General features: G+C 71.7%; 27 protein-coding genes. 7 read left to right on the top strand and 20 right to left on the bottom strand.

Going from position 1 to position 26,663, the window contains the following annotated elements; all coding sequences use genetic code 11:
- Positions 1–46 precede the first annotated feature (46 nt).
- Positions 47–880 (top strand): LysE/ArgO family amino acid transporter, encoded by an 834-nt coding sequence (locus ACFFIO_RS13285; RefSeq protein ID WP_378042490.1) that lies wholly within the window; start codon positions 47–49, stop codon positions 878–880.
- Between the two features lie 89 nt (positions 881–969).
- Positions 970–1,620, top strand: coding sequence for an NAD(P)-dependent oxidoreductase (locus ACFFIO_RS13290; protein WP_378042492.1), 651 nt, complete (start codon positions 970–972; stop codon positions 1,618–1,620).
- Between the two features lie 4 nt (positions 1,621–1,624).
- Here the strand turns inward: ACFFIO_RS13290 and ACFFIO_RS13295 are convergent, their stop codons facing one another.
- Complete coding sequence (locus ACFFIO_RS13295) at positions 1,625–2,266, bottom strand: maleylpyruvate isomerase family mycothiol-dependent enzyme (RefSeq protein ID WP_378042493.1); 642 nt, start codon at positions 2,264–2,266, stop codon at positions 1,625–1,627.
- 57 nt (positions 2,267–2,323) lie between these two features.
- Between ACFFIO_RS13295 and ACFFIO_RS13300 the strand changes: the two genes are divergently transcribed.
- From ACFFIO_RS13300 to ACFFIO_RS13310, 3 genes are all read left to right on the top strand, one after another.
- Positions 2,324–3,220, top strand: a complete 897-nt coding sequence (locus tag ACFFIO_RS13300) for a PhzF family protein (RefSeq protein WP_378042495.1) — start codon at positions 2,324–2,326, stop codon at positions 3,218–3,220.
- A gap of 86 nt (positions 3,221–3,306) precedes the next feature.
- A complete protein-coding gene (locus tag ACFFIO_RS13305) occupies positions 3,307–3,639 on the top strand; it encodes a carboxymuconolactone decarboxylase family protein (protein WP_378042497.1) in 333 nt (110 codons plus the stop codon).
- 133 nt (positions 3,640–3,772) lie between these two features.
- Positions 3,773–4,228: an NUDIX hydrolase gene (locus tag ACFFIO_RS13310; RefSeq protein WP_378042499.1), complete on the top strand. Its 456-nt coding sequence runs from the start codon at positions 3,773–3,775 to the stop codon at positions 4,226–4,228.
- Between the two features lie 59 nt (positions 4,229–4,287).
- Here ACFFIO_RS13310 and ACFFIO_RS13315 read toward each other — a convergent pair whose 3' ends face one another.
- The 5 genes from ACFFIO_RS13315 to ACFFIO_RS13335 form a co-directional block, all read right to left on the bottom strand.
- The gene (locus ACFFIO_RS13315) at positions 4,288–5,367 is read right to left on the bottom strand and encodes a DUF368 domain-containing protein (protein ID WP_378042500.1); all 1,080 of its coding nucleotides are present in this window, start codon (positions 5,365–5,367) and stop codon (positions 4,288–4,290) included.
- Positions 5,368–5,452: 85 nt separating this feature from the next.
- On the bottom strand, positions 5,453–7,096 hold the full coding sequence (locus ACFFIO_RS13320) for an ATP-binding cassette domain-containing protein (protein WP_378042502.1): 1,644 nt from the start codon (positions 7,094–7,096) through the stop codon (positions 5,453–5,455).
- Entirely contained in the window at positions 7,093–7,977 is an 885-nt protein-coding gene (locus ACFFIO_RS13325; RefSeq protein WP_378042504.1) for an ABC transporter permease, read from the bottom strand. Before ACFFIO_RS13325 ends, ACFFIO_RS13320 begins: the two co-directional genes overlap by 4 nt.
- Entirely contained in the window at positions 7,974–8,966 is a 993-nt protein-coding gene (locus tag ACFFIO_RS13330) for an ABC transporter permease (protein WP_378042506.1), read from the bottom strand. The genes ACFFIO_RS13325 and ACFFIO_RS13330 overlap by 4 nt, the downstream gene beginning before the upstream one ends.
- A gap of 30 nt (positions 8,967–8,996) precedes the next feature.
- Positions 8,997–10,703, bottom strand: coding sequence for an ABC transporter substrate-binding protein (locus ACFFIO_RS13335; RefSeq protein ID WP_378042508.1), 1,707 nt, complete (start codon positions 10,701–10,703; stop codon positions 8,997–8,999).
- Positions 10,704–10,855: 152 nt separating this feature from the next.
- Here ACFFIO_RS13335 and ACFFIO_RS13340 point away from each other — a divergent pair, with 152 nt between their 5' ends.
- Positions 10,856–11,542 carry a DinB family protein gene (locus ACFFIO_RS13340; RefSeq protein ID WP_378042509.1) on the top strand — a complete coding sequence of 229 codons (687 nt, stop codon included), beginning with the start codon at positions 10,856–10,858 and terminating at the stop codon, positions 11,540–11,542.
- Between the two features lie 5 nt (positions 11,543–11,547).
- Here the strand turns inward: ACFFIO_RS13340 and ACFFIO_RS13345 are convergent, their stop codons facing one another.
- From ACFFIO_RS13345 to ACFFIO_RS13365, 5 genes are all read right to left on the bottom strand, one after another.
- Positions 11,548–12,453, bottom strand: coding sequence for a VOC family protein (locus ACFFIO_RS13345; protein ID WP_378042510.1), 906 nt, complete (start codon positions 12,451–12,453; stop codon positions 11,548–11,550).
- Between the two features lie 62 nt (positions 12,454–12,515).
- Entirely contained in the window at positions 12,516–13,331 is an 816-nt protein-coding gene (locus ACFFIO_RS13350) for a helix-turn-helix transcriptional regulator (RefSeq protein ID WP_378042512.1), read from the bottom strand.
- A gap of 77 nt (positions 13,332–13,408) precedes the next feature.
- Positions 13,409–13,861 (bottom strand): VOC family protein, encoded by a 453-nt coding sequence (locus ACFFIO_RS13355; RefSeq protein ID WP_378042514.1) that lies wholly within the window; start codon positions 13,859–13,861, stop codon positions 13,409–13,411.
- A 182-nt stretch (positions 13,862–14,043) separates the two neighbouring features.
- Positions 14,044–16,821 carry an ABC transporter permease gene (locus tag ACFFIO_RS13360; RefSeq protein ID WP_378042516.1) on the bottom strand — a complete coding sequence of 926 codons (2,778 nt, stop codon included), beginning with the start codon at positions 16,819–16,821 and terminating at the stop codon, positions 14,044–14,046.
- Positions 16,822–16,824: 3 nt separating this feature from the next.
- Complete coding sequence (locus ACFFIO_RS13365; protein WP_378042517.1) at positions 16,825–17,616, bottom strand: ABC transporter ATP-binding protein; 792 nt, start codon at positions 17,614–17,616, stop codon at positions 16,825–16,827.
- 195 nt (positions 17,617–17,811) lie between these two features.
- Here ACFFIO_RS13365 and ACFFIO_RS13370 point away from each other — a divergent pair, with 195 nt between their 5' ends.
- On the top strand, positions 17,812–19,272 hold the full coding sequence (locus tag ACFFIO_RS13370; protein ID WP_378042519.1) for an L-lactate permease: 1,461 nt from the start codon (positions 17,812–17,814) through the stop codon (positions 19,270–19,272).
- A 6-nt stretch (positions 19,273–19,278) separates the two neighbouring features.
- On the opposite strand, the gene ACFFIO_RS13375 is transcribed toward ACFFIO_RS13370, so the two are convergent.
- The 9 genes from ACFFIO_RS13375 to ACFFIO_RS13415 all read right to left on the bottom strand — a co-directional run bounded on the left by ACFFIO_RS13375 (position 19,279) and on the right by ACFFIO_RS13415 (position 26,658).
- The gene (locus tag ACFFIO_RS13375; RefSeq protein WP_378042734.1) at positions 19,279–20,025 is read right to left on the bottom strand and encodes a LuxR C-terminal-related transcriptional regulator; all 747 of its coding nucleotides are present in this window, start codon (positions 20,023–20,025) and stop codon (positions 19,279–19,281) included.
- Positions 20,026–20,160: 135 nt separating this feature from the next.
- Positions 20,161–21,435 (bottom strand): sensor histidine kinase, encoded by a 1,275-nt coding sequence (locus ACFFIO_RS13380; RefSeq protein WP_378042520.1) that lies wholly within the window; start codon positions 21,433–21,435, stop codon positions 20,161–20,163.
- Positions 21,436–21,561: 126 nt separating this feature from the next.
- Complete coding sequence (locus tag ACFFIO_RS13385) at positions 21,562–22,386, bottom strand: urease accessory protein UreD (protein ID WP_378042521.1); 825 nt, start codon at positions 22,384–22,386, stop codon at positions 21,562–21,564.
- Between the two features lie 12 nt (positions 22,387–22,398).
- Positions 22,399–23,016, bottom strand: a complete 618-nt coding sequence (gene ureG / locus ACFFIO_RS13390) for an urease accessory protein UreG (RefSeq protein ID WP_378042523.1) — start codon at positions 23,014–23,016, stop codon at positions 22,399–22,401.
- A gap of 64 nt (positions 23,017–23,080) precedes the next feature.
- A complete protein-coding gene (locus ACFFIO_RS13395) occupies positions 23,081–23,743 on the bottom strand; it encodes an urease accessory protein UreF (protein ID WP_378042524.1) in 663 nt (220 codons plus the stop codon).
- Complete coding sequence (gene ureE, locus ACFFIO_RS13400; RefSeq protein WP_378042526.1) at positions 23,724–24,209, bottom strand: urease accessory protein UreE; 486 nt, start codon at positions 24,207–24,209, stop codon at positions 23,724–23,726. Before ureE ends, ACFFIO_RS13395 begins: the two co-directional genes overlap by 20 nt.
- Positions 24,210–24,275: 66 nt before the next feature.
- Positions 24,276–25,997: an urease subunit alpha gene (gene ureC / locus ACFFIO_RS13405; RefSeq protein WP_378042527.1), complete on the bottom strand. Its 1,722-nt coding sequence runs from the start codon at positions 25,995–25,997 to the stop codon at positions 24,276–24,278.
- Positions 25,994–26,350 carry an urease subunit beta gene (locus ACFFIO_RS13410; RefSeq protein ID WP_378042529.1) on the bottom strand — a complete coding sequence of 119 codons (357 nt, stop codon included), beginning with the start codon at positions 26,348–26,350 and terminating at the stop codon, positions 25,994–25,996. The genes ureC and ACFFIO_RS13410 overlap by 4 nt, the downstream gene beginning before the upstream one ends.
- Positions 26,347–26,658, bottom strand: coding sequence for an urease subunit gamma (locus ACFFIO_RS13415; protein WP_378042531.1), 312 nt, complete (start codon positions 26,656–26,658; stop codon positions 26,347–26,349). Before ACFFIO_RS13415 ends, ACFFIO_RS13410 begins: the two co-directional genes overlap by 4 nt.
- Positions 26,659–26,663 lie beyond the last annotated feature (5 nt).

Below are 26,663 nucleotides of genomic sequence, written 5' to 3' on the forward strand. Positions count from 1 at the left end.
GATATGTAGTTGGAGCGGATGGTCCGCCCCGCCCTACCGTGGCTTCGTGACGATCTTCCTAACCGGTCTTTTGACCAGCCTCGCCCTCATCGTGGCCATCGGCGCCCAGAGCCTGTTCATCATGCGCCAGGCCATTCGCCGCGACCGGCTCCTGCTGGCCCTCGCCGTCTGCCTGGTGGGAGACATCGTGCTGATCACGGCCGGGACGGCCGGCGTCGGCGTGATCACCGAGAACGCCCCGTGGCTGCTGGAGGTCCTCAAGTGGGGTGGCGTGGCCTACCTGCTCTGGTTCGCGTACTCATCCTTCCGCTCCGCCTTCGGCGCGCGGCGGTCCATGGCGGTGGGTGCGGACGAAGGAGATGAGGCAGACGCAGAGCACGACGGCGGCGCACGGCCGGGTGCCGCCGTCGCCGACGACGCGGGCGAGGGTCGCGCACCCGGGGGCGAGCCCGCGCTGGTGGGTGCCGGAGCCGGCGTCGGGCGCGGGACGGGGACCGCCGGCGGGCCGGCGACCGGCACACTGTCCGTGGTCTCGGACCGGCAGCGGCTGTCCGTGCGGATGGATCGCTCCGGCGAGCGGCAGCGGGCCCTGAGCCCCGTGTGGACGGTGGTGCTGACCGCGCTGTCCGTGTCCCTGCTGAACCCGCACGCGATCCTGGACACGGTGGTCATGCTGGGCACCCTGGCCAACTCCTACGGGGCCGAGAAGTGGGTCTTCGCCGGCGGCGCCCTGACCGGTTCGGCGATCTGGTTCCTGACCCTGGGCTTCGGCGTCCGCGCCCTGGCCCCGCTGCTGGACACTCCGCGGACGTGGAAGATCGTGGACCTTGTGGTCGGCTCGATCATGGTCTTCATTGCCGGTTCACTGGCCTTCGGGTGACCCCGGACCGTTTTCCGCGTGCCGGGAAGAGATCCCGCTGCCGCGCTGTTCCGCTTGATGATTGACGGATCAACCACGAGGAGCACAGCATGAAGATCGGCATCATCGGGGCCACCGGCATGGCCGGCCAGGAGATCTACCGCGAGGCCGTGCGCCGCGGCGAGGAAGCAGTGGCGCTGGTCCGCAATGCCGCCAAGGCGAGGGAACTGCTGGGGACCGGGGCCGCCGTCGTGGAGAAGGACGCCTTCGACCTGACCGCCGCGGACTTGGCCGGCTTCGACGCGGTGGTGGATGCCTTCGGCACCTCGCCGGACCAGGCCCACACCCACAACGACCTGACGCGCCAGCTGGTGCAGGCGGCGCCGGCCTCCGATCAGGCGTCCCCGCGGCTGCTGTTCATCCTCGGCGCAGGCTCCCTGACCAATCCGGAGACCAGCCGGCTCGCGATCGAGGACATCCGCAGCGCCCCCGGCTCCGAGGCCTGGATCAGCATCCCGGAGGCGGCCCTGGAGCAGCTGGAGTACCTGCGCACCGTGGACTCGGTGGACTGGGTGGGGGTCTCCCCGCAGATGATGTTCACCCCCGGCGAGGCCACCATGCCGCAGGTGGGCCAGGACTCCCTGCTGACCGCCGCCGACGGGGGATCCCACACCACCGCCGGCACCATGGCCGTGGGCATCCTCGACGAACTGCAGGACCCGGCCCACCGCAACACCCGGTTCACGGTCTCGGATGCCTGACCCCTCAGCGGCGCTGGGAGGGTTCGTGGCCGCGGGCGTCGAAATCGAGCGCTCCGGCCCCGCGGAACCGCTCGGCGGGAACCGGCCGCCCGGCCATCGCCATGATGAGGTCCAGGGCGGTGCCCTCCACCTCCGGGCCGGCGCCCACCCAGTGGTGCACGTCCCGGGCCACCAGGGTTAGCCCCCGGGCGCGGGCCTTCGAGGGGACCGTGAAGTTCGAGGACTCGAAGAAGTCGAGCAGCGTCACCAGGACCTCGTCCGGGTAGGTCCGGCGCAGGCCCAGTGGCACGCGGATGTCCTCGCCGTGGATGACCACCTCGCCCAGCCAGGCCGGCAGGGTCCCGGTGGGGGAGACAGTGGAGTCGATCGTGGCGCGGAACTGCTCCAGCGTCCCCGCCGGGGTCGGGCCCAGCCGTTCCTCGAGACGACGCTGGTTGTGGAGGTCCGCATTGAACCCCGCCCCCACGATGCTGCGGATCCACGCCCAGAAGCCGGTCGAGGCCCCCGCCGTCAGGTGAGCCACGGCCTGCTCCACCGTCCACGCCGTGGACAGGGTGTGCAACTGCCACTGCTCCTCGTCCAGGCCCGCCAGGTCGTCCGCGAGTGCCGCGCGTTCGGTATGGATGAGTTCCCAGAGGTGGTTCACGGTCCCACCCTAGGCCACGGGGCACGGCGTCATCCGGGCCGGAGATACACTCGCCGCATGGACCAGCCCACGGCCCCCGAGCCACACCTCACCACGCGCCCCTTCTCCCAGGTCAACGTCTTCTCCGCGGAGCCGCTGGCCGGCAACCCGGTGGCCGTGGTGCACGCGGCGGACGGGGTGGCCGAGGAACAGATGGCCGCCTTCGCCCGGTGGACCAACCTCTCCGAGACCACGTTCCTGCTGACCCCCACGGACCCCGCCGCCGACTACCGGCTGCGCATCTTCACCCCGGGTGGCGAGCTGCCCTTCGCCGGTCATCCCACGCTCGGCTCGGCGCACGCCTGGCTGGCCGCCGGCGGCCGCCCGGCTGCGGAGGGCCGGGTGGTCCAGGAGTGCGCCGCCGGTCTGATCACGCTGCGCCGGGAGCATCAGGACTCACCGGCGCACGACGCCGGCCGCCTCGCCTTCGCCGCCCCGCCCCTGGTGCGCTCCGGTCCCGTGGACCCCGCCGACGTGGACCGTGCCCTGACCGAGGCCGGGCTGGAACCGGCCGACCTCGTGGACGCGGCCTGGGTGGACAACGGCCCCGGCTGGATGGGCCTGCTGCTGACCGATGCCGACGCCGTGCTCCGGGCCGCCCCGCAGGCCGGGTCGGAACTGAAGATCGGCCTCGCGGGACCGCACCGGTCCGCGGCGGCCCCGGCCGACGTCGAGGTCCGTGCCTTCGTCCCCGGCCTGGGCATCCCGGAGGACCCGGTGACCGGCAGCCTCAACGCGGGCCTGGCGCAGTGGCTCATCGGCGCGGGGCGGCTGCCGGCCCGGTACGTGGCCGCGCAGGGCACGGCCCTGCAACGCGCCGGGCGGGTCCACGTGGAGCAGGACGCCACGGACCCGGAGACCATCTGGGTGGGCGGGGAGTGCGTCACGGTGCTCGAGGGCACTGTCCGGATGTAGACCGGCCGGTAGACCGCGTTCCACGGCCCGTGAGAGCATGACGCCCACCGGGACCTACCCCTCAACTGATCGGAAGGACCATCCCCATGACCACCCATTACCACTCCCCAGAAGACCTCGACCGGCTGAAAGAGTACAAGGAACTGGCCGGCCCCGAGTTCGCCGCCTATGCCAAGTTCGACGGGAGCATCGGCCGGGAGGGCGGGGCGATCGACCTCCTGCACCGCGAGCTCATCGCCGTGGGTGTCGCGGTCTCCTCCCAGTGCCCGTACTGCATCCAGGTCCACGTGACCCAGGCGAAGAAGGCCGGCGCCACCAAGGCCCAGATCGCCGAGGCAAGCATGATCGCCGCCGCCCTGGGGGCGGGCGCGGCGGTCACCCACGGGACCCTGGCGTTCCGCCTCTACGACGAGGCCTGACACTCGGCGGCCCTCGGCGGCAGGGCTCGTCCCGCCCTTTCCGCGCCACTGTCCCGGCGCGCCTACCGCCGGGTACAACACGCCCTCGCTGACATCTTCAACCTTTTGGCGGCGGCCGCGAGAAGATGGGGGGATGCAGAACTCAGTTCCGGACGGATCCAGCGCCACCCAGCCGATCGAGGTTGCCGCGGTGGTCCTGTACCGTCCGGACGGCAAGGTGCTGACGGTGCGCAAGGCCGGCACCACCATGTTCATGTTCCCCGGTGGCAAACACCAGGATGACGAGACCCCGTTGGACACCGCGATCCGCGAGCTGGCGGAGGAGACGAGCCTGGCCGTGCCCCCGGAGGACCTGGAGCACATCGGTGCCTGGGACACCCCGGCCGCCAATGAGAACGGGCACCAACTCCACTCGGAGGTCTTCGTCCTCCTGCGTCCGCTGGCCCGCAACGAGGTCCCGGAGGCCAACGCCGAGATCGAGGAACTGGTCTGGATGGACCCGGCCGCCCCGGAGGCCCCGGCCGGCCACGGCATCGCGCCGCTGCTGCGGGCAGTCTTCCCGGAGCTGGCGCGTCGCCGCCCGTTTTGAGCCGGTTCTGAGCCGCCTGTTCTGACCGCGGTTGTACGCAGCCGGCGGTCGCCCCCGGCTCAGCCCCTCACGGCGCCGGCGTGCGCGTCGTGCTCGCGCAGGAACCGCTTCTGCATCCTCGCGTCCACCACCAGCAGGAGGGCGACCACCGCGAAACCGGCCAGGGCCAGCAGGGCGGCCGGGCCGGCGTCGTCTCCGGGGGCGGACAGTGCCCGCGTCTCGTCCTGCCAGGGCCACAAGGTCCGCAGCCCGCCGATCATGACGCCGGTCAGCAGGGCCAGGGTGATGGTGTGGTGGTGGTCCAGCAGCCACTTGAGCAGCTTCACCACCACCACCATGCCCAGCGCCATGCCGAGGGCGAAGACGCCCAGGTAGGCGAGGTCGAGCTCGTCCACGGCGCGCAGCGTGGGCTCGTAGAGGCCGAACGTCAGCAGCAGGAACGAGCCGGAGAGTCCCGGCAGCACGAGGGCGGAGACGGCCACCATGGCCGCCGGCACCAGCACCAGCGGGTGGGCCTCCACGGAGGCCGGCGGCAGGGAGACGAGCAGGGAGGTGGCCGCGGCGGCGGCCAGCCCGCCGATCAGGTGGACCGGCCGCAGGCGGACGTCCCCGGGGTCCCTCCCCACGGCGACGCGCCGGAACCGCTCGGTGGCCAGGCCCTGCAGCATCATCCGGAACGGCACGGCCACGGAGGCCAGCACCATGCCGAAGAACAGCGCGCGCATCAGCACGGGGTGGTTCTGCATGGCGTCGGCCATGGGGCCGGCCGCCGTGAACACGGCGACCACCATGCCGAGGGCCACGGGAAGGACGACCTTCCAGTGCACCAGCGCCAGGTGCTCCCGCATCCCGGCGGCGCGGTCCGGGCCGGTGATGAGCCGGCGCACGGCGGAGATCACGTGGGCCGCCGAGTTGATGATCTGGTGGTAGATCCCGACCACGAGCGCCACCGTCCCACCGGAGACGCCCGGGACGGTCTCCACCGCGCCGATCAGCGCCCCGCGGACCAGGTTGCCCAGCAACGACGTCGGCCGCTCGGCCGGGGCGGTGGGTTCGGCTGGGTCGCCGGCTCGGTTCATCGCGGGGGAGCCGTCGGTGGGGCCGGAGGTGGGACCGGCGGGGGATTCGGCACGGCACATGGAGCGGTGGACCTCCGGGGGTGGCTGTAGGCCGCACGACGGCTGGACGGCCCCTGAGTCTACCGACGCGGGGCGCCAGTCCGCCTCACGGCCGGGGTGGCCGTGCCTCCAGGAGGGCGCGGGTGAACGGGGCGCTCGGGTGGGCCCAGACCTGTTCCACGGGTCCCTGCTCCACGATCCGCCCGCGGTGCATGACGGCGACCGTGTCACAGACCTGGCGGATGACCGCGAGGTCGTGGGAGATCAGCACCAGCGCCGTGCCGGTGCGCTCCTGCAGGTCGGCCAGCGTCTCCAGGATCGAGGCCTGCACCGTGACGTCCAGGGCGGAGACCGGCTCGTCCAGCACGAGCACGGCGGGCTCGGCGGCCAGGGCCCGGGCGATCGCCAGCCGCTGCCGCTGGCCGCCGGAGAGCGAACGGGGGCTCCGGCGCAGGGCGGAGGCCGGCAGCCGGACCAGCTCCAGCAGCTCCGCGGGCGTGCGGGCGCTGCCGGACAGGCGCAGCGCCGTGCGCAGGATCCTCCCGCCGTCCCAGCGCGGGTCGAAGGAGCCCAGCGGGTCCTGGGGGACCAGCCGGACCAGGTGCCGCCGGGGCCGGCGGTGCCGTTCGGGCAGCTCGCTCCACGGCTCGCCGGCCAGCTCCACGCGGCCGGCGTCCGCCCGCTCGGCAGCCACGAGGATCCGCGCCAGCGTGGACTTCCCGCTGCCGGACTCCCCGACCACCCCGAGCGCCTGGCCGCGGCGCACGGTCAGGTCCACGCCGTCGAGGGCCTCCACCGCGCCACCGCCGGGCAGTCGGTAGCGCCGGCGCAGCCCCGTGGCGCGCAGCACCTCCGGGGCCTGCTCCGGGACCGGTGGCCGCTGCCCCGGGCCCCGCGGGACGGCGGCCACGAGGGCCCGGGTGACGGGGTGGGCCGGCCGGCCCAACACCTGCCCGGCGCTGCCGGACTCGACCACGCGGCCGCCGTCCAGCACCACCATATCGTCGGCCAGCCGCGCCACCGCGCCGAGGTCGTGGGTCACGAGCAGCACAGCCGTCCCCTCGTCCCGCAGCCGCCCGAGCAGCTCGAGCACGCCCCGGGCCACCGTGGCATCCAGGGCAGTGGTCGGCTCGTCGGCGACCAGCAGCTGCGGCTCGGAGACGATCGCCGAGGCGATGAGCGCGCGCTGCCGCATCCCGCCGGACAGCTCCCCGGAACGCTGGGCGGCCCGCGTCTCCGGCTCGTCCAGTCCGGCGTGGGCCAGGGCCTGCAGCACCCGGCGGCTGCGTTCCGGCCGGCGGGCCCCGCGCAGCTGCAGCGACTCGGCCACCTCGGCGCCCACGGTGCGCAGCGGGTCGAGTGACTGCAGGGCGTCCTGCAGCACGAAGCCCACCTCGGCGCCGCGCAGTTTCCGCCAGCGCCGGGCGTCCGCCCCCGTGACGTCCTGCCCGGCCACCGTGAACCGCTCGGCGGCCACCGTGGCCGGCGCGCCGCCCTCCCCGGCCAGCCCGACGAGGCTGCGCGCCAGCACGGACTTGCCGGCCCCGGACCCGCCGACCACGGCCAGGCACCGCCCTGGCTCCAGCCACAGGTCCACGTCCCGCAGCACCTGGCCGACGCCCGGGAAGGAGACGGTGAGCCCGGCGACGTCGAGGATCGGGCCCGTGCCCGAGCCACCGCAGGCGCCGCTCGTGCTCTCTTGGCTCGCCTTGCCGTTCAGACCGCTGCCGTTCAGACCGCCGCCGCTCATGCCGGCGCCACCGCGCTGAGCCGCCGGCCGAGCATCGTCAGCGCGGCGGCGGCCGCCGTGATCGCCAGCCCCGGCGCCACGGTGAGCCACCAGGAGCTGGTGATGTGCAGCCGGCCGGCGTTGAGCATGGCCCCCCACTCGGGGGAGGGCGGCAGCGCGCCGAGGCCCAGGTAGCTCAGGGCGGAGACCCACACGATCGCCTGCCCGATCCCCAGGGTTCCCACGGCGATCAGCGGCCACAGGGTGTTGGGCACCACGTGGCGGAAGAACGCCACCGGAGCGGACACCCCCTCCAGTCGGGCGGCGGTGACGTAGGGGCTGTGCACCACCGACCGGGCGCGGGCGCGCAGGATGCGGGCGTAACCGGGGGCGGTGGCCAGGCCCACGGCGAGCACCGAAGGTCCCACGCCTGGTCCGAGCACCGAGACCAGCAGCAGGGCGAGCACGAGGCTGGGCAGCGCGAAGAGCACCTCGATGACCCGGCTGAGCGCACCGTCGAGCCAGCGCGGACCGAGGGCGGCGCCGAAACCGAGCAGCAGCCCGAGGCCCAGCCCGATCGCCGTGGCGGCCGCCCCGACCCCCAGCGACTGGCCCGCCCCGTGCACCACACGCGTGTAGACGTCCCGCCCGGAGGCGTCCGTGCCGAAGACCGCACCCGGCCCCGGCGGCTGGTAGGCCTGCGCCGGGGCAATCGCCGTGGGGTCACCGGGGGCGAGCAGCCCCGGGAGCAGCGCGGCCAGCACCACCAGGAGCACGACGCCGGCGCTCACCATCCCGCCCAGCCCCAGGTTCGCGGACCAGCGCCTCATCCAATGCCTCAGCCACCCGCCGACGGCGGCGGCCCGGCCCTGCGCCCGGCCGGCGGTCCGCTGCCCGCTCACGAGACCACCTCGCCCGCAGGTGCCGTCCGCACGGCCTCGACCCGGCCGCGCAGCCGGGGATCGACCACCCGTTCGAGCAGGTCGGCCACGGACATGACCACCACGTACCCCAGGGCGATGACGAGCACCACGCCGATCACGAGCGGCACGTCCCGCGCATGCGTGGCGTCGATCAGCAGGCGGCCCAGGCCCGGCCGGCCGAACAGGGTCTCCACCACGACGGCCCCGGAGAGCAGCGAGCCGAAGGCCCATCCGGACAGCGCGATCGCCGGCAGTGCGGCATGGCGCAGCGAGTGGACCCACAGCACCCGCCGCTCCGAGGCACCCCGGGTGCGGGCCGTCGTCGCGAAGGGCGCGGCGTGCGCCTCCTCCAGGCCGTCCCGCATCACCTGCCCGAGGAATCCGGCCACCGGGACGGCCAGCGTCACGGCCGGCAGGAGGAGTGAGCGCAGGGAGTTGTCGCGGCTCGTGGCCGGCAGCCAGCCCAGCCCGCCGGCAAAGACCGCGATCAGCACGGCGCCCAGCCAGAAGTGCGGCATCACGGAGGCGACCACCTCGCCGCCGCGCAGCAGGCCCACCGCCCGGCGGGCCAGCCGGCCACGGGCGCGCACCGCCAGGGTGGCGACCGCCAGCGCGAGCGTCCAGGCGAGCACGAGACCGAGGCCGGCCAAGGCGAGGGTCCCGGGCAGCTGGTCCCCGATGAGCTCGGAGACGGGCTGGCGCCGCGCGTAGGAGTCGCCGAGCTGGAACGTGACGGTCCGGGCCAGCTGCAGCAGGTACTGCACCAGGAGCGGCTCGTCGAGGGAGTACTCCTGCCGCACCCGGGCCATCGACTCCTCGCTCGCCTGGGAGCCGGGGCCTCCGAGGATCGCCTCCGAGGGGTCGCCGCCCGCGGCCCGCAGGGCGAAGAACACCACGGTGGCGACCACCCAGGCCACCAGGGCCGCCGCGGCCAGGCGGCCGAGCAGCCAGCGCAGCACGGCCCTCATGCCGTGTCCGTCCGGCCCCGCCTCACGGGGTCACGGCTGCGTGAGCCGGGCGTTGATGAAGGTGGGCGTGGCCACCGTGCCGAGGGTCGTCACGCCGGTCACCCCGCGGGTGAGGAAGTGGTTCTGCTGGTCGTACAGCGGCAGGATGTAGTAGCCCTCCAGCACCGTCCGCTGCGCCTGCTCGTACAGCGCGGCGCGCTGGTCCGGGTCGGTGATCCGGGCGGCCTCCTCCAGCGTGGCGTCCAGCTCCTCATCCGTGACCTGGGAGAGGTTGGCGAAGTAGCCGGACGGCGCGGGTTCGGTGCCGGCGGAGTGGTAGAGGGTCCGCAGTACGTCCGGGCCGACCTTGGTGTACGGGGCGCTGACCGCCTCATACTGGTTCTCGCCGCCGTCCTCGGGCGCGGCCAGGGCGCCGTACCAGGCGGACAGGTCGAGCGGCGTGAGGATGACCTCGAACCCCACCTCGCGGGTGTTGGCCTGGATCTGCTCGAAGAGTGCCTGCTCGGCGGCCACCGACTGGTTGGTGCTCACCGGGAAGCGCACGGTCAGGCGCTCGCCGTCCTTGACGCGGTAGCCCTCGGCGTCGGTCTCGTCCCAGCCGGCCTCGTCCAGGAGCCGCTTCGCAGCCTCCGTGTCGGTGCCGAAGAGGGAAGGGTCGCTGTAGGCCATCGGCTCCGCGCTGGACAGCGGCGAGTGGGAGCGGGTGGTCACGCCCTGGTAGAGCGCCTCGATCCCCGGGTCCACGTCCGCGGAGCGGATGAACGCCTCGCGCACCCGCTCGTCGTCGAACGGTGCCTGCCCGGAGTTGAGCTCGATCCGGTTCACGGAGCCGGGCCGGGGCGCGTCCAGGTGACTGACCTGGTCGCCGGCCGCGCCGCTCTCGGCGGCCACGATCGCCTCCGGCTCGGGGTTGTCGATGACGTGGACCTCACCGGACTGTAGGGCCGCCCAGCGGGTGGCCGGGTCCGGCAGGAACCGCCACTCGACGCGCTCGAGGTGCGCGGCGCCGTCGTGCTCTGCCTCCGGCCCGTGGGAGGTGTACTCCTCGTTGCGCTCGAGGATCACGTGCTGCTGGGGGACCCACTCGCTCACGGTGAAGGGGCCGGTGCCGATCGGGGCCGCACAGTTCTCCTCCATGCCCCGCTCGATCCCGGCGGGGGACTGCATGGCGGTCCACTGCATGCTCAGCGACTCCAGCAGCGCCGAGTCGGGCTCGCTGAGGTGGAAGCGCACGTGGGTGGCGTCCACCGGCTCGACCTCGTCGATCTTCTGCACGGCGAGGAAACCGGTGGAGGAGGCGGTGTCCGGGTCCTGCAGGTGCTCGATGTTCGCCTGCACGGCCTCGGCGTCCAGCGGCGTGCCGTCGGTGAAGGTGATGTCCTCGGCCAGGGTCAGGTCCCAGGTGAGGCCGTCCTCGCTGACCTCCCAGTCCGTGGCCAGCCAGGGCTGGATCTGCCCCTCCGCGTCCCGCCCGACGAGCGGCTCGAGGTACTGGGTGCTCAGCAACGCCTGCGGATAGTTGCCGCCCACGTGCGGGTCCAGGCAGGTCGGTTCGGCGTCCCCGGTGGCGTAGATGAGGGTGCCGCCGTCCACGGGCTCTCCCGCACCGGCATCACCGTTTCCGGAGCCGCTCTCACCGCCGCTGCAGGCCGCGAGCAGGAGCGTGAGCACCGCCGCGCCGGTGGCCAGGCGGACTCCGCGACGGCGGGAAACGGGGGACAGCCGGGCATCGGCCATAGGGATATGCACCTTCATTCGAGATTGACACGTCAATCGTAGGCGAGCCGCCCCGGGTGGATTCATCCGGCGTCATGCCGTCCTGGCGCATACCTCACGCACCGCCCACCGGGGATGGCGGCCAGCCCGGTGGGGATGCCACCATGGCCGGCATGCCCAGCGAGCCTCCCGCCACTCCGACCGGCGCCCGCCCAGCTCCCGCCCGCCCGCCGAGCGGGTCCGCGGAGGACGGCGGCGTGAAGGCCGTCCTGCACTGGTACCTGAGGAACGCACGCAGGGACCTGCGCTGGAAGCTTGAGGGTCTCACGGAGCGGCAGCTCCGCACGCCGATGACGCCCACCGGCACCAACCTGCTGGGGGTCCTCAAGCACGTCTCCTCGGTGGAGGTCGAGTACTTCACCGACTGCTTCGGCCGGCCCTCCGGGATCGAGATGCCGTGGTTCGAGGACAGCGCCGAGCCCAACGCGGACATGTATGCCACGGCCGAGGAATCGGTGGAGTGGGTTTTCGCGCTCGCGGACCGCTGCGCCACAGCAACTGATGCGGCGATCAAAGGGCTGGACCTGGCCGCCGTCGGGCACGTGCCGTGGTGGACGAACGGGACGGTGACGCTCGGCCGGCTGCTGGTGCACATGGTGGCCGAGTACCAGCGGCACCTGGGGCACGTGGACATCGTGCGGGAACTGCTCGACGGTGCCGCCGGCCTGGCCCCCGGCAATTCCAACCTCCCCGGCGAGGGGGACGGTGTTTCGGCAGACTGGTGGGCCGGGTACACCGAGCGGCTGCGGCAGATTGCGGTGGACGCGCCGGACACGTTGCCGAACACCCCCAACACGTGAGTCCGCTATCCGGCCGGCAGCTCCGAGATCTGGAACGTGGCCCAGGCCGGATCGGCCACGGTGGCCAGGCGGCCGAAGGGCGTGTCCATCGGGCCGTCCAGCACGGCCCCGCCCTGCGCCCGGACGAGGTCCACGGCGGCATCGGCGTTCTCCACGATGAAGTACGGGCGCCAGAAGGAGTCGGTGCCCTCGGGGAACCAGTCGCGCGGGGCATCGCACAGTCCGGCGGTCGCGGCCTCACCCGGGTGGTTGTTGGCGTAGCACCCGCCTTCAGTACCGTCGCCGGCGTCGTCGGTCGCGACGGTCTCGCCGGCCTCGTCTGACTGCTCGCTCGCACCGGCACCTGTGTCCGCGCCGGCCTCCTGGCCGTCGTCCCCCAGCAGCGTCGGCTCCCATCCCCAGACCGTCCGGTAGTACTCGGCATCGGCGTCGTAGTCGAAGCTCATGACCTCGAACCAGACCGGGGCACCGACGGTGCCGTCCAGGACGAAGCCCTCGAAACCGTCCGCCTGCCAGATGCCCATGCCTTCCCCACCGGGGGTGATCACCACACCCATCGAGCCGAGGCCGGGCATCGGCATGGCAGGGACGATCACGCTGCCGCCCGCCGCGGCGGTGTCCGTCAGGGACTTCTCGATGTCATCGCTCTTGAGGTAGACGGTCCACGCGGCAGGCTGATCGGCGTCGGACTCCATCTGGGACATGGCACCGCCCACGGACGCACCGTGGCGGGTGATCATGTGATAGTTGGCGAAGTCCGGTCCCATGTCCTCGAACTCCCAGCCGAACAGGGACTGATAGAAGCCCTGGACGGCATCGAGGTCCGGGACACCGAGGTCCACCCAGACGGGTGACCCGGCGGTGATGCCGGTTTGAGCGGTACTGGCGGCGGGGCTGGTGTTCGCGGTCATGGTGGTCTCCTGGTGACGGCGGAGGATGGCGGGGCCGGTTGGTCTCGCCGGGCTCGGAGGGATCAGGCCGGTGGGCGGTACCGGGGCATCATCGACGGCAGCGCGCTGAGCATCGGGAACTGCCACGGGGCCGCGAAGTCCAGGCTCAGCGCCACGGTGGCCGAGGCCGTGAGTGGTTGGGGATGGACGCCGACGGCGGGGCGCGGGTTGGCCAGGTGCTCCACCGGTTCCGCAGTGGCCGGCACGGCCGTGGCCAGCAGCCACGGTGCGGAGGCGACGAGGGGCAACCGGAACGAGCCCTCGCCGAGGCGGAGGACGCCCGTCACCGGCAGGCCGGCAGGCGACGGGGCCGGGTAGAAGCCGATCCAGACCAGCGATTCCAGGCCAGGGCCGCCGCGCAGGTGCGGCGGCAGGCGGATGGTGCCGTGGACGGTCCCGAGCTGTCCGGTAGCGGGATTCGGGACCCCCTCGGTCAGGTCGGCCTCCGAGATGCCGGGCGGGAGCACGGCGAACGGGGCCAACGTGGTGGTGGTGAGGGTGTCCGCGAGGCGGCGCAGCTCCGAGGGGGCCACGCCCACCGCGTCACGGAAACGGCGGGTGAACGTACCGGGGGAGGAGAACCCCACCTCATGGCAGATGTCCACCACGGAGTGGTCCTCCGTCAGGAGCAGTTCCTTGGCCCGGTGGAACCGGACTCCGGCGAGGAAGCGGTTGGGGGTGACACGCAGCTGCTGGGCGAACATCCGGGTGAAGTGGAACTGGCTGTAGCCGGCGGCATCGGCCATGTCCGCGACCGTGATGGGCTCGGTGGCATGGGTGGCAATGAACCGGGCGGCCCGCTGCGCCGCGGCCTCGTGCTCTCCGCGCTGGTCTTTCACGGACCTAGTGTGGTGGCGGGCCGCGGTTGTTGTCAGCATGTCATGTGCTCCGAATCCGGCCTGGCCCGGGTGGCGGTTCAGCCGGCGGGCATCTCCGAGGACATCCAGAGGATCTCCCACTGGTGACCGTCCGGGTCCGTGAAGGTGCGCCCGTACATCAGGCCGGCATCCACCATCTCCTGCGCGGGGTTCGGGTCACTGGGCGGAACCTCGGTGGCTCCGGCGGCCAGGGCGGCGTCCACGAAGGGGTCCACGTTCTCCTGGGCCGCTGCGTCCAAGGCGATGATCGCGCCGTTGGCGGCCTGCGTGTCGGCCACCGGCTTGCCGTTGAGGAAGCTGGCGTAGAAGTCCCGGGTCAGCAGCATCACGGTGACATGGGGGCTGAAGGAGAGCGAGAGCGCGTTCTCATCGGAGTAGTCCTCCGAGATGCGCACCCCCACTGCGGTCCAGAATGTCCTCGCCGCAGCCACGTCCTGGATGGGCAGGTTGACGTAGATGTTCGAGCCGATGCCCGTGCTGGTCTGGTTCATGGAAACGACCCTAGGACTGCGTGGTCCCCGGGCCGACTCCAATCCTGCGCAGCCCGACCCTTCAACTGGGGAACCGCCTGAGGAGGCACACTGAGTGGGCAGGACACGCCGATAACGCGGGGACGTTATCGGCGTGTCCTGCCCACTCAACAGGCTGGTGTTGGGCGCCAAGGCGGGGCGGATCAGGCCAGGGCGAGTCCCTGCACCGGGGCCAGCTTGGCTGCCCGCTGCGAGGGGGCCACCGAGGCGAGCAGCCCGGCCAGCACGGACACCCCCACGATCACGGCCAACTCCCACCAGGGGACGACCGGCCAGACGATCGACTGACCGATCCCGGCCGCCATCGGCCCGAAGACCGTGTGGGCACCCAGGCCGCCGTAGACGGTGCCCAGGGCGCAGCCGATCAGTGCCGCCACCCCCGAGATCAACACGGCCTCCAGGGCCAGCATGCCGCGGAGCCCGCGCCGGGTCAGGCCGAGGGCCCGCATCAGCGAGTTCTCCCGTGAGCGCTCGATGGCGGACAGGGACAGGGTGTTGGCCACGCCGATCAGGGCGATCAGCACCGAGACGGCGAGCAGGGCCGTGACCACCATGAGCATGCCGTCGATCACCACGGAGAACATCAGCCGGATGCTGAGATCCCCGGAGATCTTGTCCTGGGAGACCCCGGCAGCCTGCGCGATGCCGGTGTTCAGCTCTTGCAGGCCGTCCATGGTGACCGTGTCCGAGGCGTTGAGCCAGAGTTGCGGTGCCGCGCCGGCATTCTCCGCCAGACCGATCGACTGAGCATCCTCAAGGGTGATCACGGGCCGCACGGCGGAGGAGGCGCTCTGGATGACCTCGAGCTCGAGGGAACCGCTGGCGCCGGTGACGGTCACGGTGTCCGTCTCGACGGTGTTGGGCATCAGGATGGTCCCGGGTTCGCCGAGCCGGTCGGCGCCCTCGCCCTCCGGCATGCCGGAGACGACGGACCGCAGGTCCGCAGGGTCGGCGGCATAGACGGGCGTGCCGGCGTCGGAACCCTCGCGCGAGGCCGAACCGTCGCCTGCTGCAGGCTCGGTCACACCGGCCGGCAGCAGCAGGGCTGCGGCGTCGATCCCCTCCACCTGCGCCACGTTGTCCCGGGCCGTCTGGGCCTCGGTGGAATCCAGGCCTGCGCCGCCGGCGGCGGAGGATCCGGGGGCAGCGGAACCGTCACCGGACTGCGGGGCGGCGTCCACGGCGGACTCGTTGCCGTTGCCGGGTACGAGCTCCACCTGCAGGTCCACGGGGAATTCCGTGGCGAAGATGGTGTCCATCTGCTGCTGGGCGGTGCGCCCGCCCGTGAGCATCATGGCCACCAGGGTGGTGCCGATCAGCAGGGCCGCGGCCGTGGAGGCGGTCCGGCCCGGATTGCGGGTGGCGTTGAGGCGGGCCATCCGGCCGGGCACTCCGGCCGGGCGGGCCATCAGCCCGGCCACGGAGACGACCGCGGGCACGAACAGCACGGCGAGCATGAGCACACCCACGAAGGACAGTGCGCCGCCGGCCACGGCGATCGCGAGATTGGCCTCGGCTGCGCCCCAGACCAGACCGGCCACGCCGGCCGCCAGGAACAGGGTGCCGAAGACCAGGCGCAACGCACCGGCCCGGTTGCCGACGGCGGCGTCCTCGCGGGGGCGCATGGCCTCCAGCGGGGAGACGCGCGTGGCCGCCAGGGCGGCGGACATCGACGCGAGGATCGTCATGACCATGCCCACGGCCACGCAGGCGAGAAGATCGCGGGGGTTGACCTCGAAGGTCAGGAACCCGAAGCCCTCGTTGGTGGAGCCCCAGAGGACGAGGGCCGCCACGATCCCGCTGGCCAGGGCGGAACCGATGATCGCGCCGAGGATGCCGATGACGCCGGCCTCGACCAGCACGGATCCGCGCACCTGCCGGCGGGAGGCACCCAGGGCCCGTTGCAGGGCCAAGTCGCGGGACCGCTGGGCCACGAGCACGGAGAAGGTGTTGGAGATGACCATCGCGGTGACGAGCAGGGCGATCACGGCGAAGGCACCGAGCACCCACACGAAGACATTGGAGCCGGCCATCTGGGCGACCTGCTCCTGGGCCTGCACGTCCGGGGTGGCCACGGTGACGGCCATCCCCTCGGTCTCGGCGAACTCCTGCAGGGCGGCCTGGACGGCGGCCTGGTCGGCCCCGCCCTCGAGGCTGATCAGGACGTACTCGGCGTAGTCCTGGCCGAGGACCTCCTCCGGGTCGACCGCCCCCTCGCCGGCGGCACCGGCATCGGGAGCCATCGCCTGGACGGCGTCGAGCTTCAGGGCCTCGGCGAGGGCGCCGTCCATCTTCAGCTGGATCGCGCCGATCGCAGCGGGATCCTGGGAGACCTCAGTCAGCCCGGACACGGTGACCTTGCGGCCGGCCGAGTCAGCGGACATGCCGGACATCAGGAAGGTGGAGGAGCCGACGTCGAGCCCGAAGTTCTCGGCGGTGCGCTCATCCACGGTGATCTCCGTGGTGGAGCCGGCGGCGGGATACTCGCCGGCCGTGAGTGGTTCGGCCACCAGGGAGGTGTCCTCGGGGACGGTGGAGGCCATGGCGAAGTCGGAGTCGGGGCTCCAGGTGCCCTCGCCCTCCGCGTCGGAGGGACGCTGGACGCCGACCGAGCTGACCACGTGGGCGTACGCGTCCTTCACGCCGTCCACGTCCTGCAGGGGGCCGGGCTCGGAGGAGGTCCCCGCCACCTCGGCCATGGAGGTCATGGCATCGAACGTGTCGCCGGACCCGGAGGACGGGCCGACCACCAAGTCGGCCTTGGAATAGGTGGCGCCGATGGAGTTGCGCAGGCTGGCCGGGGAGGAGGAACCCACGAGCAGCGCGGAGGCCAGGAACGTCACGCCGATGGTGATGGCCAGCAGCACCGAGATGTAGCGGCGCGGCTGGTCCCTCAGTTGGGACAGGGCGAGCTTCAGCATGGCTCAGGCGCCTCCGACCATGTTCAGCTTCGCCAAGGAGGCCAGCACGTTGTCCGGGGTGGGGTCCGTGATCTCGCCGGCGAGCTGGCCGTCCGCCAGCAGGACCACGCGGTCGGCGTAGGCGGCAGCGGCCGGATCGTGGGTGACCATGATGATGGTCTGGCCCATCTCCCGGGAGGAGCGGCGCAGCAGGGAGAGCACCTCGGCACCGGTGGCGGAGTCAAGGTTGCCGGTCGGCTCGTCCCCGAACACCACGTCCGGGCGGGTCAGCAGGGCCCGGGCCACGGCCACGCGCTGCTGTTGGCCGCCGGAGAGCTGGTGGGGCTTGTGCTTGAGGCGGTCCGTCAGGCCGAGGATCCCCACGACGTCGGCCATCCAGGCCTGGTCCACCGGCTTGCCGGCCAGGTCCAGGGGCAGCACGATGTTCTGCTCGGCTGTCAGGGTGGGGACGAGGTTGAAGGCTTGGAAGACGAAGCCGATCCGGTCGCGGCGCAGCCGGGTCAGCTCGGTGTCGTTCAGGCCGGTGATCTCCTGGCCTCCGAGCACGATGGAGCCGGAGTCCGCGGTGTCGAGGCCGGCGAGGCAGTGCATGAGGGTGGACTTGCCGGAACCGGAGGGGCCCATGATGGCGGTGAAGCGGCCCTCGGCGAAGTCCACGTCCACGCCGGCGAGGGCGTGGACCACAGCCTCGCCCTTGCCGTAGGTCTTGACGAGGCCGCGGGCCGAGATGGCGGTGGAGGGCGTGCCGGGGGAAGAGGAGGTGGTGGAGGCGATGACGTCCGTACTGGTATCCATGCCACCCACTCAACCGGTTTCACCGCCGCAATGAATCCACCGACGGGCCCGTTCCGTGGCCAATCAGGGTCATCCTCAGGGATGACTCGGGGTCCTCCCGGACTCGGGGGTAGCATTCGACGGTGCGGGGGCCGAGTCCGGAGCCCGAGAACAGGGATGTCCAGCAGAAGGTGGAGGCCGTCAGTGGATGTGGTCATGGCGGCTCTGCCGATCGTGCTGACCTTAGGACTACTCCCGACGAAACTCCCCTCCTGGGTGGCGCCCGGTGTGGGCCTGGCGGCCGCGCTGGTGGTCGCCGTGGCCTGGTTCGCCACCCCGTGGTCCGACGTGGGGGCGGCCTTCGGCGGCGGCGCCGGGACGGTCGTGGAGGTGCTGGCCATCATCGGAGGCGGCATCCTGCTGTCCCGGGTCATGGACCGCACCGGCGGCCAGCAGCGGATCGCGATCTGGCTCTCTGCCGGCGGCGGGCCCACCGTCTCCACGGCGCTGCTGATGGTGACGGGCGTGGTGCCGTTCCTGGAATCCGTGACGGGCTTCGGGGTGTCCGTGATCATCGGGCTGCCGCTGCTGCTGGCCCTGGGATTCACGCCCCTGCGGGCGGCGCTGCTCTCCCTGCTCGGCCTGACGGTGGCCCCGTGGGGATCCATGGCCCCCGGCACCCTGCTCGGCGCCGAGATCGCCGGTGTCCCGCTGCTGGACATGGGCCTGGCCTCCGGAGCCTTCAACATCGTGGCCTTCGTGGGCGGCGGGGCCCTGGCCGCCATCGTGGCGGGACGCGGCTCCCACGAGGTGGGAGCCCACCGGGGCGAGCTGACGTGGAAGACCTACGCCGTGTGGGCAGCCACCGGGTTCACCGCCGGACTCGTCCAGGGCGCGGTGATCGTGCTGGCCAACCTGCTGCTCGGCACGGCCGTGGCCGGCGCCGTCGGTTCCCTGGTCATGGCCGCGCTGTGGGCCGTGGTCATCAGCCGGGGCAAACTCCAGCCCACCCCCTGGCGCTATCTGTCCCCGTACCTGATCCTGCTCCTCGGGACCATCACCGGTCAGGTCATCGAGCGGACCCTGCTGCCCAACGGCGTGGGGGCCGTGCTGGGCTCCCCGGCCCTGTGGTCCATCAGCGGTGCCCTCGCGGGTGTGTGGATCCTGGCCATGGAACGGCACCACCGCTGGCTGCTGCCGCGTGAGACCGGGCGGATGTGGCTGGGCACGGCCATCCCGACCGGTCTCTACCTGCTGCTGGGCTACGCCATCTCCGGTGGCGGGCTGGCGGACAGCCTGGCCGCCGCCCTCACCTCCCTCGGGGGTGGATTCCTGTTCCTGGTGCCGTTCATCGGTGGACTCGGCGGCTACATCACCGCCTCCAACACGGGGGCGAACTCGATGTTCGGTGGCACCCAGACTGCCGCCGCCCACGCCCTCGGGGTGGAGCCGCTCTGGGTCATGGGCGGGCAGAACGCCGCCGCCGGCCTCGGCTGCCTGACGAGCCCCGCCCGGATCGAGCTGGCCTACCGGCTGGCTCAACCCCACGTGCGCGAGGACACCCCCGGGCGGATGCTCAGCCGGGGCGCCCTGCTGCGGGTCACCATGCCCTTCTTCCTGGCCTGCCTGGTGATCTGGGGCTTCGCCTGCCTGCTGTTCCTGCCCGCCGCTGGGTGATCCCGGTTACGGCGTGACCAGGCCCGCCCGGTAAGCCGTCACCACGGCCTGGACGCGGTCCCGGGCCCCGAGCTTGGCGAGCACCCGGCCCACGTGGGTCTTCACAGTGGCCTCGGACAGGAACAGCCCTGCGGCGATCTCCTGGTTGGAGTCACCGCGCGCCATCAGCATGAGCACCTCGCGCTCCCGCGGCGTCAGCGAATCCACGGAGGCCGTCTCCCGTTGGCGCCGGTCGTCGGCGGCCTGATCGCGGCGCAGGGTCGGGGCCATGTGGTCCAGGAGGCGGCGCGTGGTGGAGGGGGCGATCACGGCGTCCCCGCGGTGCACCGTGCGGATCGCCGCGAGCAGCTCTTCCGGCGGCGCATCCTTCAGCAGGAACCCGGACGCCCCCGCCTCGATCGCCTCCAACGCGTATTCGTCCAGGTCAAACGTGGTCAGCACCACGACGCGCGGTCCCGCCGGTTCCCCGGCGGCGGCACCACCCAGCGAACTCGGGTGGGCGGCGCGGCCGCTCCCGGGTCCGTCCGAGGTGGCGCGACCGCCCGAGGCGGCGCGACCGGCAGCGGTCGGCGCGGGGCCGGCGTCGGGCGATGGGGGCAGCAGTGCACGCGTGGCGGAGATGCCGTCCATCTGCGGCATGCGGATGTCCATCAGCACCACGTCGGCACTGCGGACGGCGGGGGAGGCCACGGCGTCCCGGCCGTTGGAGGCCTCGGCCACGACCTCGAGGTCAGGCTGGGAGTTGATGAGCATGGCCAGGCCGGAGCGGACGAGCTGCTGGTCGTCCACCAGGGCCACGCGAATGGCTGCGGGTTGCTGGGTCTCGGTCACGTGTCCATCATCTCCTGTCCGGTGCTTCCCGCCGTGCGGATGTGCACGGGCGGCATCTCAGATCTCCTGGTACGGCACGGCGGCGCGGACGGAGAATCCACCGCCCTGCCGGGGACCGGCCTGGACGGTGCCGCCGAACAGGGCGATGCGTTCTCGCAGGCCGAGGAGGCCCTGCTGGGAGCCCTTGGTGGACTCCGAGGCGGCGGCTCCGCGGCCGTTGTCCGTGACCTCGATCTCGAGGCCGGTGCTGGTCCAGCTCAGCAGTACCGTGGCCCGGGCGTTCGGGCCACCGTGGCGGACCGTGTTGGTCAGGGACTCCTGCACGGCGCGGTAGGCCGCCAGCTCGCCGCCCGTCGGCAGGGCCCGGCGGGCGTTGCCCTCCACCGTGTAGTCCACGTCCAGGCCGGTCAGGCGGATGGTGCTGATCAGATCCTCGAGGTCCACCAGCCCAGGCTGCGGGTGGAACTCGGTGGCCTCCGGTCCGCGCAGCACGCCCAGCAGCCGGCGCATCTCCCCCAGGGCCTTGCGCCCGGTCTCGGAGATGGTACCCAGGGTGGTCACGGCCACCTGCGGGTCGTGTGCGCCGGCGTACCGGCCGCCGTCGGCCTGGGTGATGATCACCTGCAGCGAGTGGGCGACGATGTCATGCATCTCCCGCGCGATGTGGTTCCGCTCGTCCGCGGCCGCCAGCTCGCGTTCCTGGGCCGCCTCCACCTCGAGCTGCCGGGCCCGGTCCCGCAGTTGCTCCATGGCCAGGCGGCGGGTGCGGGCGAGGTCACCGAAGGCCCATGCCGCCAGCACGATCGCTGCGGCCCCCACGGCGAAGGACGCGGCGATCACGGCCTGCTGGACTGAATCGGAGTACATCGACGCGTTGGCGGAGATCAGGTCGGCGCCCGGATCCAGGAAGGACGGCGGGGCGTAGGCGATCTTGAGCCCGTTGAGCACGGCGCCGGCCAGCGCCGTGCCGAGCCCGGCGAACGAGGCCCATCGGGGCCCGTTCGCGGCGAGGTTGTGCACCATCATCGGGACGATCACGATCGAGGGCAGCAGGTCGGGGCCGATCAGCAGCTGCAGTAGGCAGAAGAACACCGTGGTGCCGGCCGCCAGCACGGGCCGCCACCGGCGGATGGCCCACGGGACGAGCTGGCCGACCGAGATGATGAACGCCAGTATCTCCCAGCCCATGGACGACGCGCCCGAACCCGGCATGGGGGCCGCAGCCCCGATCGACAGCGTGGAGAAGAGGAGCACCAACACGCACGCCACCAGCACATCCGTGATGACGGGGTGGTGGCGGAAGAAGGTGTCGATCCGGCGCAGAGGGTTCACGGTGGACACCCTAGGCCGAACAGCGGCTCACGGACGTCATCCCGCGGTCCCGTCTTGGGCGCGGGCCCTCCACCTGCCGGACCAGGGACAGGGTAGGGCAGGACCGGCGTCTCCGGGCCGGTGCGGTCAGTACTTGCGCAGGTCCCACGGACCCTGGCCGGTCTGTTCGGCCCGGAGCCGTGCGCCGATGGCGGCCGCCAGGTCGGCCAACCCGCCGCTGGAGTCCCCGAGAGCCCGGACGACCAGCCCCGGCCCCCGGAGCAGGGTGCACCCGGCGTGCAGATCAGGGAAGCCGCTGATGGTGTCCCGGATGTTAGCGAGGGTCTCGCCGCCGATGCCGGGGCCAACGGCGGCGAGGGAGAGCAGGTGCGTACGGCCGTCGAACCACCCCATCCCAGTGGGGTCGGCGGTCCCCGGTCGCAGGACGAGGTTGTCCCACAGCAGCAGCCGGGACTCCAGCCACAGTCGGGTGAACAACCGTACCTCCTGATAGCGGAACGGCTCCCCGGTCTCCGACCAACCGGGAGTGACGATCTCCGCGGTGAAGAAGGACGACCCTGCGGCCAGCTCGACGTCCGTGATCTGCCGGTAGTGCGCGTTCTCATAGGCGATCAGCTGGTCCGGGACGTACTCCAGCCGGGCCCCGGGGGCGAGCACGAAGCGTTGATGCTGGTGTGCCGGGCCCTGCGGGGTCCGGTAGACCTTGGTGGCCGACTGAGTGGTGAGGAGCGCGCTCGAGTCCGGGCCGCCGTCGTATCCCACCTCGTAGAGGTCATCCCCGAGGTAGCCACCGCCGGGATTGATGATGGTGAAAACGGCCTGGCCGCTGCCGTCCGGATGGTGCGGTCGCAGCACGCGCAGGGCGCCGGAGTGGAATTGCCCCGTGGCCACGCTCCGTCCGGAACCGGACCGCTCGACCTGCAGCCGGAGGGCACCCGTGGCCTGTGCCATGCCTCCGGATCCTCAGCCGGCCAGGTCGGACATCAGGACATCGTGCCGGATCCACTCCAGGACGGCGGCCAGCCCCTCGTCGGTCCTGAGGTTCGTGAGGCAGAACGGCCGGTCGCCGCGGAACGAGGCGGAATCGGACACCATCACCTGCAGATCGGCGCCCACATAGGGTGCCAGATCCGTCTTGTTGATGATGAACAGGTCCGACTTGATCATGCCCTGTCCAGCCTTGCGGGGGATCTTCTCCCCCTGAGCCACGTCGATGATGTAGATCGAGAAGTCGGCCAGCTCCGGGCTGAAGGTGGCGGAGAGGTTGTCCCCGCCGGACTCGACGAAGATCACCTCGAGGTCGGGGAACCGCTGCTTCAGTTCGTCGATGGCCGCCTCGTTCATGGACGTGTCCTCACGGATGGCCGTGTGCGGGCAGCCGCCGGTTTCCACCCCGATGATCCGGGATTCCGGCAGAACCGAGTTCGCCGCAAGGATGCGGGCATCCTCGATGGTGTAGATATCGTTCGTGATGGCGGCCATGGAGATCTCGGCGCTCATGGCGCGGGTGATCCGCTCCACGAGCTGGGTCTTGCCAGCGCCCACGGGGCCGCCGACGCCGATGATGATCGGTTCGCTCATGATGTGGTGCTCAACTTTCCTCGGTCGGTTCGTCTGCTGGGTGGTGGTGAGCTGGGGTGCAGGGTCAACTCATGAACATTCGTGCCCGCAGGTGTTCGTGCCGCATCTGGGCCACCTCCAGTCCAGGCGCCGTGGTGCCGAAATCCTCCAGCGGCAGCCGCAGGACCCGTTCGGCCGAGACGGTCATGATGGGACGGAGACGGCCGAGGATCCGCTGCCCCGCCATCTGTCCGAGTGGGACGGCACGGACGGCGTTCTGCACCAGTGAGGAGACGGTCCCGGCCAGATAGGCGTGGAGGACCATACTGAGCGGGATCCCGCACCGGGTGGCGGCGAGGGCGAAGACGAGACAGTAGTGCCGCGGCCAGGGGCCGGGGCCGGCCTCGGGCAGTGCCGCCGGCACCAGTTTGGCCAGTTGGGTGCCCATGGTCACGCTGGCCCGATGGATCTGGGCGGGCACGACGGCGGCATCCAGCATCGCGTCCACCTCACCGACCGGAAGCTCGCCGGTGGCTGCCACCCGCATGGCCAGGGCATCAGTGGTGCACAACTGGGTCTGGAGATACCCCAGCAGCCAGGATTCCACGCCGGCCTCGTTCGTCACCGTGCCTGCGGCCAGGTAGGACTCGAGCCCGAAGGAGTGGCTGAAGGCCCCGGTCGGCAGGGCGCTGTCCCCCAGCCGCAGCAGGATGGCCAGGTGGCCGGGGTCAGTGGGTGTGCTCGGCATGGCGGAAGGGTTCGGATATGACGCGCTCATGCCGGCTGTAGGGCACGACATGGGAGTCCAGGAAGGCCTGAACGGTGTGGTCGTACTGGACCACCATGACGGCGTGACCCCACTCCTCGTCGTCCTCGAAGAACTGGGCCTGGAGGTGCCGGTTGCCCAGGGAATGTGCTGTGAACAGCCCCTGACGCAGGGTGGACGGGGCGATCACGAGCACGTCCGTCGGCAGCACCGAGACCACCACGGCGCCGTCCCCGTCCAGCACCAGCACGTCCCCGTCCCGCAGGTCGGGACTGCAGGACGGCAGCCGCAGGCCGAGCTCACGGCCGTGGTCCGTGGTCAGCCGCTGGATCCGCTGGGTCAGGGCCGCGCCGGGGAGGGACACCGTCTCGCGGTGTGCCGTCTCGAGCCGGGCCTGTTGCGCAGGGTCGGCGTCGGCGAGGTTGAACAGGACGGTCGTGATGATCATGCAGGCTCCGGGTCTCGGGAATCGGCGGGGATGTGGTGTGCGGCCGTGATGCGGGTCGGGACCTGCTCAGAACAGGAAGTACCGCTGGGCCATCGGCAGGGTCTCCGCGGGATCACACGTGACGTCCTCGCCGTCCACCGCCACCCGGTAGGTCTGCGGGTCCACGGTGATCTCGGGCGTCGCGTTGTTCAGCACCATGTCCTGCTTGCGCAGGTCCCGGCATCCGGACACCGCGCGGATGGTCTTCCGCAGTCCCAGTTGCTCCGGGACGCCGGCGTCGATCGCGGCCCGGGACAGGAAGGTGATGGAGGAGGAGGACACGGCCCGGCCGTGGGCGGCGAAGGCCGGGCGCAGCAGCTGCGGCTGGGGGGTGGGGATCGAGGCGTTGGGATCCCCCATCACGGAGTGGGCGATCTGACCACCCTTGATGACCAGGTCAGGCTTGACCCCGAAGAAGGCCGGGTCCCACAGGACCAGGTCCGCGAACTTGCCCGGCTCCACCGAGCCGACCGAGTCCGCGATGCCCTGGGCGAGGGCCGGGTTGATCGTGTACTTGGCGACGTACCGCCGGATGCGGAGGTTGTCGTTGGCCTCCGGGGACGGGCCGTGTTCATCGATGGGGCCGCGGCGGTCTTTCATGGCTGAGGCGAGTTGCCACGTGCGGATGATGACCTCGCCGACCCGGCCCATGGCCTGGGAGTCGGAGGACATGATGGAGAAGACGCCCAGATCGTGCAGGACGTCCTCCGCCGCAATGGTCTCGGGACGGATCCGGGAGTCGGCGAAGGCCACGTCCTCGGGGATGTCCGGGTTGAGGTGGTGACACACCATGAGCATGTCCAGGTGCTCTTCGGCGGTGTTGCGGGTGAACGGGATCGTGGGGTTGGTGGAGGCGGGCAGGACGTTCTCGTGCCCGGCGATGGCGATGATGTCCGGGGCGTGCCCGCCCCCGGCCCCCTCGGTGTGGAAGGTGTGGATGACCCGGCCTCCGATCGAGGCCACCGTGTCCTCGAGGAAGCCGCACTCGTTCAGGGTGTCCGTGTGGATGGCCACCTGGACGTCGTACTCGTCGGCCACGGCCAGGGACGTGTCGATGGCGGCATGCGTGGCCCCCCAGTCCTCGTGGATCTTCAGGCCCACGGCCCCGGCCCGGATCTGCTCGGCCAGCGGCTCGGCAGCGCTGGCGTGGCCCTTGCCGAGGAACCCCAGGTTCATGGTCAGCCCCTCGGCGGCCTCCAGCATGCGGTGCAGGTGCCAGGGGCCCGGGGTCACCGTGGTGGCCTTGGTGCCCTCGGCGGGGCCGGTACCACCGCCGATCATGGTGGTGATGCCGCTGGCCAGCGCCGTGGGCACCTGTTCGGGAGAGATGAAGTGGATGTGGGTGTCGATCCCCCCGGCGGTGAGGATCTTGCGCTCGCCGGCGATGATCTCCGTGGCCGGGCCGATGGTGATGTCCACCCCGTCCTGGATCCCGGGGTTGCCGGCCTTGCCGATGCGGAGGATGTGCCCGTCCCGGAGGGCGACGTCGGCCTTGTAGACCCCTGTGTGGTCGACGATGACGGCGTTGGTGATGACCGTGTCCGGAATGCCCTCGTCCCGGGTGACCTGGCCGTTCTGGCCCATCCCGTCCCGGATGACCTTGCCCCCGCCGAAGACGACCTCCTCGCCGTGGACGGTGCGGTCCCGTTCGATCTCCAGGAACAGGGAGGTGTCCGCGAGCCGGATCCTGTCCCCGGTGGTGGGGCCGTAGAGGTCGGCATACTGCCGGCGGAGAATCTGCCGGCTCATGCGCTTCCACCGTCCGCCGCGCTGTCGACGGCCGCCTCGGCAGGGCGGTCGAGCGGACCGTTGACCAGGCCGCGTAATCCGTGGACCTCGCGCCGCCCGCCGAGGGGAATGATTCGCACGGTGCGGGGATCGCTCGGTTCGAAACGGGCGGCGGTGCCGGCCGGGATGTCGAGGCGGTGGCCGTATGATGCCCCACGGTCGAAACGCAGTGCGGCATTGACCTCGGCGAAGTGGAAGTGTGAGCCGACCTGGACCGGCCGGTCGCCGGTGTTCAGGACGGAGATCTCCACAGCATCCCGCCCCGCGTTGAGGGTGATGGGTTCGTCGAACAGCAGGTATTCACCGGGGATCATTCGCGCTCCCTGATCGGGTCGTGGACGGTGACCAGCTTGGTGCCGTCCGGGAAGGTGGCCTCGACCTGGACGTCGTGGATCATCTCGGCCACGCCCTCCATCACCTCGTGCCGGGAGAGGATGGTCGAGCCGTAGGACATCAACTCGGCCACCGACCGGCCATCGCGGGCGCCCTCGAGCAGCTCGTAGGTGATGATGGCCACGGCTTCCGGGTAGTTCAGTCTCAGACCGCGGCCCTGGCGTCGCCGCGCCAGATCCGCGGCGACCACGATCATGAGCTTTTCCTGCTCGCGTGCCGTCAGCCTCATGACCT

The organism is Citricoccus parietis, assembly GCF_042433045.1.
GTDB classification, from domain to species: domain Bacteria; phylum Actinomycetota; class Actinomycetes; order Actinomycetales; family Micrococcaceae; genus Citricoccus; species Citricoccus parietis.